Annotated in this window: 1 protein-coding gene; it reads left to right on the forward strand. The window is 66.7% G+C overall.

Annotation, left to right across the window (positions count from 1 at the left end; genetic code table 11):
- Positions 1-87: 87 nt before the first annotated feature.
- Positions 88-666, forward strand: a 579-nt coding sequence (locus ACFWJO_RS40520; RefSeq protein WP_386873383.1) for a GMC family oxidoreductase N-terminal domain-containing protein, incomplete at its 3' end; no start/stop codon positions are given.

Here is a 666-nt window from a genome sequence, read left to right on the forward strand (position 1 = left end):
CGGTCGACGCAACACGAGGCCGGCGAATCTCCCGAGTGGCCGTTCTCGTACGACGACTTCGCTCCGTATTACGCACGGGCGGAAGAGGTGTACCGGGTCCACGGCGATCACACCGACGACCCGACCCTTCCCCGCGACGAACCGTTTCCCTACCCGGCGATCGGACACGAGCCACCGGTGCAGGAGGCAGCCGACGCACTGCGGCGTCTCGGGTACACGCCGTCGAACATCCCACTGGGCATCGACCTGCGGGATGGCGGCGGCTGCATCCGATGTCAGACCTGCGACGGATTCCCCTGCCGGTTGCTGGCGAAGTCGGACGCGGATGTGCGTTGTGTCCGGCCGGCCGTCGCGTCCGGCTCGGTGGAACTGCTGACCAACGCGTACGCCGAGCGCGTGCTCACCGACGAGAGCGGGAAACAGGCCACCGGCGTACGACTTCGGCACCGCGGTACCGAAGTCGTCGTCGACGCCCGCACCGTGGTGGTGTCCTGTGGGGCCGTCAACTCGGCGGCACTGCTGCTCCGGTCGGCGAACGCCGCGCACCCGGACGGTCTCGCCAACTCGTCCGGCATGGTCGGACGAAACTACATGGTGCACAACAACTCCATCATGGTCGGCATCAACCCGCTGAAGAAGAACACGTCCGAGTTCCAGAAGACGTTG

The organism is Streptomyces sp. NPDC127092 (assembly GCF_042722475.1).
GTDB lineage: Bacteria > Actinomycetota > Actinomycetes > Streptomycetales > Streptomycetaceae > Streptomyces.